Raw genomic sequence first — 9,871 nt, forward strand, 5'->3', positions numbered from 1 at the left:
GGACAGGCGATCCCTCCCGGCGGCGGGGAGCGACCGGACCGGAATTGAGGTGCTGCCGCGCCGGACAAGCCGGCTTGCCACCGATGATCGTGCCGAGGTGAATCCGCTACACCGTCGTTCAGCGGCGCGCCCATCCCATGAACCGGTCATACAGATCCGACGACGTCGCAGAGTCGGTGCGGTGCAGGTCCTCGATCGCCTCGACCATCAAGTCGGCCAGATACATCAGCAGGCCGATCCTGTCGGCCGGGAACTCGTGGGGCAGAGCCGCCCTACGCTGCGGACACGGCCACGGCGCGGCGCAGTCCACACATGCCCAGCTCGGTCGTGCTGGTCGATGGGTTTCCGCTGTCGCCTCGTTATCCAAGGCCGAGCCGGTCGCTTCTGAGTTGCGGTACCGAAGCCTCGCGGCGGCGATAGGTGCAGACCTCGCCGTGTCTGCGAGGGCCGGCCTTGTTGAGATCGCTGTTTGCAGGGCTCAATAGCTCGTTGAGCGCCCACCTTCGCATCGCCGAGGTAGTGCTGGTCTGCATCACCGACCACAGCACTCCTGCCTCGTCCTGACGCCCGCACCACCTCAGCAGCCGGATGCACATGATCGCGGCCACGACACGACCACCACGCCGTCCGATGCTCGCCCCGTCCCAGGCCCGACCGAGCACCTCCACGGCGTCATCACAGCGGCCCAGACGGTGCAGACACAGCGCCCAGCGCAGCCGAGCCCGATCAGCTTGCGCCCACTGATGTCGCTGCTCAGCTCCGCGCACCGCGACCTCCCACGCGGCAGCTGCCTGCGCCATCGCCAGCAGCGTCGGCCGATCCCCACCGACAGCCGCCGAGCCATCTACCAGGTCGGTCATCTCCGCTGCTCCTCCCTCGCCGTCTCAGACGGAGACCGCTGCGCCGGCCCGACGTTCAGCTGTCGCGGCGGCTCGCCTGTCATCTGAACGGGCCGCAGCCCGGCAACCTGCACCCAAATCGATCGCCGCTCTATGGCGTTGCGATCCGCGCCGAGGACGTACACGTCAAGCCACACGAAGCCCGCATAGGTGGTCCGCGGGTCTACTCGAATCACCCGCACCGTGATCGCCGGGTCGCCGGAGAACTGCACACTCGCCGCCGAACCCACGAAAAACACGTCTCCCGGTTGCGGCAACATCAGAGGCCTACCGCTAGCCGGCCAACAGACCTGGAGCGCGCGACCCGAGTCGCACCGATCAATTCGGGGCGCGTCGCACCGGGCTGACGAGTCGGTAGCCGCAGCGTGCGAGAAAAGATCACCACCGCGTTCTCCCGACGCCAGCACGGACCGAGGGAATCGCAGGCTAGACAACGCCCTGTCGCGCTCGACGTCACATGCTCATCGAGCGTCGCCTGAGCCGCACGCAGCTGATTCTCAGCCGATGCTGCGAAGTACATCGATCCGGTACTCGGTGCTAGATCGCTGTCATTGGGCAGCAACACGTTCGCCTCGCCTCCCGTCAGCAGCGCGTGCTGTCGGTGGGGTCGAACACCACGACCGCGCGCAGCCACCAGTCAGCCGCCGATGGCGGTTCGATTGGAAACCCGCAGTGGGCATGGGCCACTGCGCTCGTCACCGGAGAGCGCCTCTAGCGGCACGGTGCCTGACGTTCAATGCCAGGAGGATTCCGGTGACAATACGAAGGGTGCAGAGTGCCGGCCGCCGGAGCTACACGGACGTGCATAGGCGGAGATCGCTATACATCAGCGTATGAGACGTGGCGGAAGTGAGGGCATAGTGGAAAGCGAGAAAAGCCCGGGTCGCCCTCAGGTTAGGAGCTGCTTCGCGGCCGGTGATACGGATGCCCCTGTTGTTTCTGCACGTCGAAGGTCATGATCAGTGATCACGACACCGCCGGAGATATTGGAGAGGCCGGAATTCCGGCGTGCTCTCCGGTCAGGTGACTGGTCAACCGTCCTCCAGGTTCTCTCCCAGGAGACGGGAGCGTCGCAGACTGATATCGCGGTAGCGGTTGGCATCTCGCAGCCGCACGTATCACGGCTGATGAACGGCCACAGCAGGGAGCCGGGCATCCGCACGGTGCGAGCACTATGCGACGGCTTGGGCATCCCAAGGTCGCTCGCCGGCTTGCTTGATGACCAGGAGGATGACACGAACCGCCGCCAGTTCCTTGCAGGCACCGCAGGTGCCTCGGGGCTCGCGTTGATCGGCACTGTCGAAGGTGACGTGCTTGTCGAGACCCACGATGAGGAACGCCTTCTGACGATCCCGTCCGCCACTTATCGCCGGTTGGAGCAGCGTCTGCCCTCGCGGAACCTCACCGCACCGGTGACGGCTCACCTCGGCTTGGTCCGCCAACTAGCGACCCGCAACGGACTTTCACCCGCCCATACCCGCCGCCGCTTCGCCGTCCTCAGCGAGACAGCCGGACTCGCCGCCTGGCTGCACCTCGACATCGAGGACCGCGCTGGCGCACGACGCCTCTACCAACTCGCCGTTCGTGCTGCCGAGCGCTCCGGACATCCGCTGCTGCCCGCATACATGCAGGCCAGCATGAGCCAGTTCGCAGCCAACTGCGGGGATGCGGCCGAAAGCGTGCGGCTTGTAGCCGACGCGCGCCAGCGTTTGCCTCGTTCCGCGCCGCTCATCGCCGGCATTTGGATTGACGCGATCGAGTCGCTCGCTCTTGCCCAGGTCCGGGACCGCAACGCACTGACGAAGCTGGATCAAGCCGAAGCTAGGTTGACCCATGCTGCTAACGACGAACCGGTGTGGCCGTGGATCTTCCGCTTCGACGAGCGAAAACTCGCCGGATTCCGAGCCCAGGTCGCCGCCAAGCTCGGCAGGCACGGGCTCGCAGCGAAGGCCTTGCAGCTCGCCCATGATTCCCACCAGGCGCCCAAGCCCCGAGCCGTCATGGACGTGCTCCACGCCGATGTCCTCGCGCGCTCAGGCAAGGTGGACGAAGCATGCGCTGTCGCAGTCATGGCCTTCGATGTCGGGCAGACTTACGACTCGGAACGCGTGATTAGAGCGGTGGCCGGCTTCCGCAACTCCCTCGGCTCTCGTGCAGGTCGCGCAACCGCCGAACTCGACGAGCGTCTCTACGGAACCTACCGAGAGGAACTTTGATGCGTGTAGCGGTCAGTGGCCACCGCGGCCTGACACCCGAGATCGAGGCTTACGTCACGGATGGCATCACGAGGGAACTGCAGCGGTTGCAAGCCGAAGGCCATGAACTGACCGGACTCTCCTGCCTCGCTGACGGAGCGGACCAGCTATTCGCCCGTGCCGTGCTGAACGTCGGAGGCACCTTGGAAGCCGTCATCCCAGCCGACGAATACCGCGACAACCTTCCGAACGAGGCCAAGTCCGAGTACGACGACCTACTGAGCCGGGCAGTTGCCGTCAACCGCTGTCGGCATCGCGCATCAACGTCTGAGGCCCATATGGACGCCAGCCGCCTCATGATCGACGAAGCCGATCGGCTGGTGGCGGTGTGGGACGGACAGCCCGCACGCTCGTTCGGCGGCACGGCAGACGTCGTGGATTACGCCCAGACGAGGGGCATTCCAGTCGTGGTGATTTGGCCAGCCGGTGCCAACCGAGAATGACGGCTGTCACCGGCTGGGCTAGCCGGTGACGTGCTGTCAGCGGGGCTGGGCCAAGAGCATCTAGTTCGCCGATGGACTGAAATTGCCTGTGCTGATCCGGCCGACACGGGCGTGCTTGGTGGAGCTACTTCTTCGCCACTTCAATGATCGTTCGATGAATTAGCTCGGGCAGAGTTACCATCGATTCTTGCAGTAACCTTTCTACAGCTACCGCCGAAGGGCTCGAGTCGACAGAGATGACGCTCGCCCAAAGCATCGGTGAATACCTAGCGAGCTTCGATAGTGCGTATAAGACCGCCCACCAAATAAGTAAAGGGTGCGGAGCTTGGGGGGCGGTTCCGATACTTGGAAAGGCGAGATTCTCGCTTCTGTATCCTGTGGTGTAGTGCGCGAGAGCAGATTTGTCGTCTTCGGTTTCAGCTTTGCTCCATTCTATTAGTATCTCGGCAATCTCATCGTTCATCGCACGGACCTCGGCAGGCTGACCCTCGGGTGTCGTGAATCGCCACTCGCCAAGCGATGGGAAGCGGCTGAGATATTTGCGAACTGCGTGGCGTTGCCGATCGTATTCGGCTGTCATGTCAGCGGTCTCGTCGAGGGGGACTTCAGGTGTGATCAACTTTTTTGGGATCCATACGCTGCCCTGGAGGAGCGCATCATTCCGGATACCGTGGCGGGCGGGGGAAATGGTCAGAGGGCGCGCATTGCCCATGCCTGGGAGCGGAAACTTCGCCGACTCGGGCAACAGGCACCAAAGCTCGCCTAGCGTTACAGGTGTAGGTAGAGATGCGGCTCCCAATATCTCGGCAAGCCGTGTAAAGGAGCCGCCTCTGCGTTGATTGAGGAGTTGCAGGCTCGCTATTGATCCTGGCGTGATGAGTTCTTCATTGCCGTTTGTGATCCCGTGTCCGACGAGTTTCCAGCCATTCGCATTTTCTCGGCCGGAAGCGGCCGCCGCGATTGCCCGACCGGCTTGCGAGAGGCCGTAAAAGATGAGTAGAGGACTTGTGGCAGGCCCAACTGAGCGGGCGGCAAGGAAGAGTTGCTCTGCCTGCTCCAGGGATGCGCTGAACGTTCTCCCTCTTTCGCTTCCCGGCCGATGTGCAGCTCCAGGCGGCGCACTGCGGAGGCTGCGGATCATCTGCCAGGAGGTGGCAGAGGGCGTAGCGCTGATGTCATACCAAGTCTGGCCGTAGCTCACGATGTCACTTGTCTCACGAGTAGCCAGATGTAGCAAGTGGGTTTGTTGATGCTTTCCATCGGAGCAGGCGCCCCGATGCTTCCCTCTCCAGATCCGTTTGGGGTTCCGTGACGGCTGGCCTTAATAATGGCTGGTTTAGCGCTGTGGCCTGCTGTCTTGACTGAAGTGATGTCAGTCGATGGCGTCGGCGGTTCATCGGTCGGTTTGATGATCAGGGCCAAAGACTTCGTCGGAGTTTCTTGACGGTGATCGCGAGCAGAGCGCCCCGGCTAGCGTTTGCTGGCGGCGGTCGCAGCGGCGTGAAGGCTTCGGTGGCGATCACGCGGATAGTCCAGCGGCGTTGATGCCTTCCGGTGGCGGTGCTGATGCTGCTCGAGGCGGCATCATCTTGATTGCCGCGACGCCCATCTAGCAAGTTTGCGTGTATCTCTATTGCGATGGCGGCAATGCCCGACGGGCCTTGAATGCATTATACCTAGCGTCCAAAACATAGACATAGCTCAAAAGGGCCTCCGCCAATTCGAGGGCATCTTGTGCATCGGCGGCGCTAATAAAGACAGCCGTGTCATGGGCTGCTTCGTTCCCCAAGGCGCGGAGGTCGTGGGACCAATCGTGCAGTTTACCCTCGATTACTTTCAGGTTCTTAAGTTCGTTAAGCTTCGCGTGAAGGCTGCCGCCGCTCGCCCCCTTGTCGGTGCAGACAGCCTCGAGCGTCCTTCGCACCATCAACGCGGCAGCGGTGAACTGGCCTGCGTGATGGCAAGCGCGCGCCTCCTCAAACGACTTGCGCGCAGGCTCTGGAATCTCGGCGCTGAGGGGAGCGTCCCGTACTGGCCAAAGTACGACTGGGGCACCGCTAGAGATCATCTCGCGCCCGTTCCAGTCGCTGTGTTCCCGAATTACCATAAGTCGATGGCAGTGGGAACATTCAATTAGCGCATACCCGATCGTCGGGTCGTCGTCCTCGCCGATCCAACCTGCGGGAGTTGACGATGTCGCGTTACGGCAGGATGTGCAGACCACGCCGACAGGTTTGAAAGCGTCACTCACGGGTCATGACCTTACTCGACGCCTATCTCTGAACTCTGCATGAGAATCTTTTACCTGCGTGCGTGGCGCACTCGTGAGCGGCGTTTTCGCCTGGTGCGAGTAGGGATGTCGCCTGGGGCCGCAGACCCGGCGTGCGCAAGGCGACCACGGCGATGCTGTGAGCGTCGACCTGGTCGGTCTTGCGGCCCTGACCGGTGGCGAATACCCGAGCCCGCGCGGACAGCTTCGCTGGCACGTCCACGACGGTCTCACCATCGGCGAGCAGCCGCTGGGCTACATGCCGGCCGATGCCGTTGCAGCCCTCGACCGCCCAAGTCCGGTCGGTGTGCTTACGGCCGGCGGCGAGCATCGCCTGGTGTCCGTCGTGGTCGGTGCCGAACCGACCTTGTCCAAGGACGCATTGCATCGGTCGATGACCTCGATGGTGCTGATCGTTTGTGCGGGTCCACTCCGATGATGACGCCGGGCATCTGTCCCTGTCCCTTCCCGCTGCGACTTGGTGTCGGCGGGAGGGCAGCGCTACTTTGAGCTGGGCATAACCCTCTGGAGCCTCTCTGCGCCGCGGTGACCGACAGGGCGCATGCCACTGAGCCACACCAGCTTGCTGTGGGCAGCCGAATTGAGAGCGTCTTCGCCGGTCACCTCGACCATGCCTGGCAGGGCAGCGATCGTGCCACCAGTAAATAAGTAGCCGAGTTGAGTGCGCATGATCATGCGCCGGTGCGTGACTAGTCCCGTTTCGCGTCAGTCAGGAGCGCGGACAGACGTGAACCTGCGGCCGGAACTGTGTCGATGCCCTACATCGCGGATCATCGATATCATCAATTCGGATTGATCGGAACGGATGGCGGCTGTCGCAGAGCTTACAGCCAAGTTCTATACCGGTGTGATTATCATCCGAACATACGAACTAGGGCTGAGGGACGGTAGGTGTGGACTCAGAGATCCTCGTCAGGAAGTTCGAGAACGATCCAGGTTCCGCATTCGTCGACATCATCCGCCTGTCAACCACGCCGATTCCTGCACGGGACATCAAGCAACACCTGATCGACGCGGGCATGAAGAAGGGTGACATCGACCGGCACTGGCGACGAGCCCAACCCCTGATCAAACTGCATCCGCAGATCACCATGACAGACCATAAATACGAGTGGTTGACCGAACGGCGGCCAGCGCGGATTTCTCTCGATCTGCTGGCAGGGCGCGCCAGCTCGAGACTGCCGGAGTGGTTAACCGCGTCGTCGGTGGAGAACGTGGCACACGCCTTAGATCAGACCGGGATCACCGAGGCCAGCTGGACAGAACACCAGTTCCAGCAGGCGAGGCTTGTTGCTGACCTGGCCGTGGCCGTCGAGGTGATTCAGAATGGCGGTGGCACCGTTGCCGAGGTCGCCGAACTCTTCGCCGAGGAGACGAAACGGAAACGCCTGTGGCAGCTCGGCAAACCAGGCAAAACCGTCCCGTTCGATCCCAATGCGCATGAGGCCGAAGTGGCGGCACCCGATCCCGGAGTGCCTGTACGGGTGGTTCGTTCCGGCTACATGTGGCGCGGCGGCGGTGACCCCATTGTGGCAACCAAAGCCGTCGTAGCCGTCTAATCGCAGGCTCATGGCTAGGCGAAGCAAGGCCCGCAGAGGTGAGACGAAAGAATTGGTCAAAGCCCGCGGCCAATCTATCGAGGCGGCATTCAATAATAAGTGGTTCGATCTTGACTTCTACCAGCGCGACTATGTTTGGGAAGAGTCCCAGGTTGAGCGACTCGCAAGTGACCTGTCTCGAAGGTTCCTTGGTCAATGGAATCCCGAGCACTCGCTGAATGAAGTCCAGTCGTACGTTCCTTACTTCCTCGGTCCGTACATCATGCATGCCGAGGAGGACCAGGCATACCTGGTTGACGGCCAGCAGCGAATCATCACACTTATGCTCCTGATGATCTATTTGCAGCGGCAGCTGGCGCAGATGCCGAGGGCCGCCGGCAAGGCGGCCCAGCTCCGCACGTTGATCGTGAAGGAGCGGTTCGGCAAAAAAACATTTCGCGTGGTTGTTGACGAGTACGCGGACTGCTTCGACGCCTTATTGAACGGACGCAACCCAAGCTTCGATAACTCCCCTGCTGCGATCCATCGCATTTGGCGGGCGTATCAGGTCGTCGAAATCCACCTGATGGAAAAACTCCGCGGTGATGCGCTGATCTTATTTACTGAATGGCTGCTCAATCGGGTATCGCTGGTTGAGATTGACGCGCGGGATCGCGTCCGTGCCGAGGAGATGTACCAGTCGATCAATGACACAGGTCTTCGCCTTTCACCCATGGACCACCTCAAGCGTTTCCTTCTCAGCGACGCTGAAGACGGACCTCGTGCCATTGAGGGGACATGGAACAAGATGGTGACTACGCTGGAAAAGGTCGAGCGGGGTGCCGCCTTCGCCTACCTGAGAGCTGTCTTCCGGGCCAGATTTCCCGAAGTCGTGCAAATGTCGGGGCCGAGTCTGAACGACGCGACCTCCGAATGGGTACGGGTGCACGAGACCGATATCTGGCCTAACGGCAAAATCGGCGACCGGGCTCGACTGGTCACCGACGTTCTTTATCCTTTCCATGAGGTATACAGTGCCCTCCTGAAGGCGCGATATAAGCTCAACCCGCAGCTGCGTGCGGTCCGATACAACGCCTTCAACGGCATTGTCGAACAGTTCGACTTGACCATCGCCGCCCTGCGCCCGGGCGACGAGAAGACGGCGGCATGGCAGCAGAAAGCCTGCATGATCGCCAACTTCCTAGACCTGTTCTACGTGACGCAAACACTCCACGACGAACGGGTCGAGCAGAATCGTATTGATGAACTAGTCTCGACGGTCATGCCACGGGTGCAGCAGACCGACTCGGTGAACGAGCTGAGTCGCGTCCTTGGGGAATACGCGACCGACTGGCCCGCCCGGCTGGGCAGAATTCCGGAACTCAGTTACGAGTCTCACCGGAGGTTCGTGAACTATGTATTGGCACGCATCACGGCGTGGGTTGAGATAGGCGCCACCAACGACGAGGCGGATCCAACTGAGCGGTTCCTCATGCGTCGAACCGCGGATCGCGACTTCGAGATCGAACACTTGTTCACCAAAACGGCGTCGGCATATGCTCATAAGGTGCCAAACGCCCAGCTCTACCGGCATCTGCGTAATCGCATCGGCGCGCTGTTACTTCTCGAAGGCCGGGAGAACGGGAAATACGGCGGGATGCTTCTCGAAGACAAACTAGTACGGTATCGCAAAGATACCCGGCTGGCCGGAATGCTGAACCCAGACTTCTTCCGCCGCAGCAACGGCACTCTGGAGAAATTCCTTCGCGCTAAGGGAATTTTTCAGATGAATGTGACCTACGACGCGAACACCCCGCTCGAACCGTTCATCGAAGCTCGTGGGCAGTTCTACCTTGAAATCGCTAAACATATCTGGAGTCTGAACGAGCTCGAGCTGACAGCTCCGGCCGCGGCCGCAACCACCAGTCGCACGCGCTACGGTGTCCGATTCCAAGAACTGGTCGAAGCCGGCCTCATCAATGTCGGCGATCGCCTCATTGGTCGCCGGCGTGGCAAGATGCACTACGCCCACGTCCGCCCGGGGGGAACCATCCAAACCGAGGAAGGCTCCGTTGCGACCTCACTTACCAAGGCCATGGAGTACGTCGTCGGGTCAGCGCGAGACCCCTGGGGCTTCTGGCGGGTCGAGGACACGGGCGATCAACTCGACACTATCCGACAACGCTACCTTGATCGTTTCGGACGGTAGGGATTCGTCGCGAGTCCATTACCTATACACCACCGGCGGCCGACATCGCCCGTCCATGAAGGAAGTTTAGCGCTGGCAATTTTCACGTGGACTTAGCTTAAATATTTGATTCGGGCCGGTTTGTTTCAATAGCCTGCGCTCTCATGGCGCCCCTCTGTGTCAAGAGGCGGTGAGGAGCGGTGTTCTATGGTGGTCTTCAGCGGGTCCGGGAAGTGACTTCTCCGAAGTGTCGGCCTG

The 9,871-nt window shown here is 61.4% G+C and carries 8 protein-coding genes; 4 read left to right on the forward strand and 4 right to left on the reverse strand.

The window, feature by feature from the left end; all coding sequences use genetic code 11:
- Window positions 1–359: 359 nt before the first annotated feature.
- Window positions 360–860: a hypothetical protein gene (locus AB0F81_RS29825; protein WP_360202549.1), complete on the reverse strand. Its 501-nt coding sequence runs from the start codon at window positions 858–860 to the stop codon at window positions 360–362.
- 1,001 nt (window positions 861–1,861) lie between these two features.
- Between AB0F81_RS29825 and AB0F81_RS29830 the strand changes: the two genes are divergently transcribed.
- Window positions 1,862–3,115, forward strand: coding sequence for a helix-turn-helix transcriptional regulator (locus AB0F81_RS29830; protein ID WP_360202551.1), 1,254 nt, complete (start codon window positions 1,862–1,864; stop codon window positions 3,113–3,115).
- A complete protein-coding gene (locus tag AB0F81_RS29835) occupies window positions 3,115–3,597 on the forward strand; it encodes a hypothetical protein (RefSeq protein WP_360202552.1) in 483 nt (160 codons plus the stop codon). Before AB0F81_RS29830 ends, AB0F81_RS29835 begins: the two co-directional genes overlap by 1 nt.
- 124 nt (window positions 3,598–3,721) lie before the next feature.
- Here the strand turns inward: AB0F81_RS29835 and AB0F81_RS29840 are convergent, their stop codons facing one another.
- The 3 genes from AB0F81_RS29840 to AB0F81_RS29850 form a co-directional block, all read right to left on the reverse strand.
- Window positions 3,722–4,798 carry a hypothetical protein gene (locus AB0F81_RS29840; protein ID WP_360202553.1) on the reverse strand — a complete coding sequence of 359 codons (1,077 nt, stop codon included), beginning with the start codon at window positions 4,796–4,798 and terminating at the stop codon, window positions 3,722–3,724.
- Between the two features lie 429 nt (window positions 4,799–5,227).
- A complete protein-coding gene (locus tag AB0F81_RS29845; RefSeq protein ID WP_360202555.1) occupies window positions 5,228–5,848 on the reverse strand; it encodes a DUF4145 domain-containing protein in 621 nt (206 codons plus the stop codon).
- Between the two features lie 22 nt (window positions 5,849–5,870).
- Entirely contained in the window at window positions 5,871–6,254 is a 384-nt protein-coding gene (locus AB0F81_RS29850) for a transposase (protein ID WP_360202557.1), read from the reverse strand.
- A 526-nt stretch (window positions 6,255–6,780) separates the two neighbouring features.
- Between AB0F81_RS29850 and AB0F81_RS29855 the strand changes: the two genes are divergently transcribed.
- Window positions 6,781–7,446 (forward strand): hypothetical protein, encoded by a 666-nt coding sequence (locus tag AB0F81_RS29855; protein WP_360202559.1) that lies wholly within the window; start codon window positions 6,781–6,783, stop codon window positions 7,444–7,446.
- Window positions 7,447–7,498: 52 nt separating this feature from the next.
- Entirely contained in the window at window positions 7,499–9,634 is a 2,136-nt protein-coding gene (locus AB0F81_RS29860; RefSeq protein ID WP_360202560.1) for a DUF262 domain-containing protein, read from the forward strand.
- Window positions 9,635–9,871 lie beyond the last annotated feature (237 nt).

The sequence above is a fragment of the Actinoplanes sp. NPDC024001 genome (genome assembly GCF_040638955.1).
Taxonomy (GTDB): Bacteria; Actinomycetota; Actinomycetes; order Mycobacteriales; family Micromonosporaceae; genus Actinoplanes.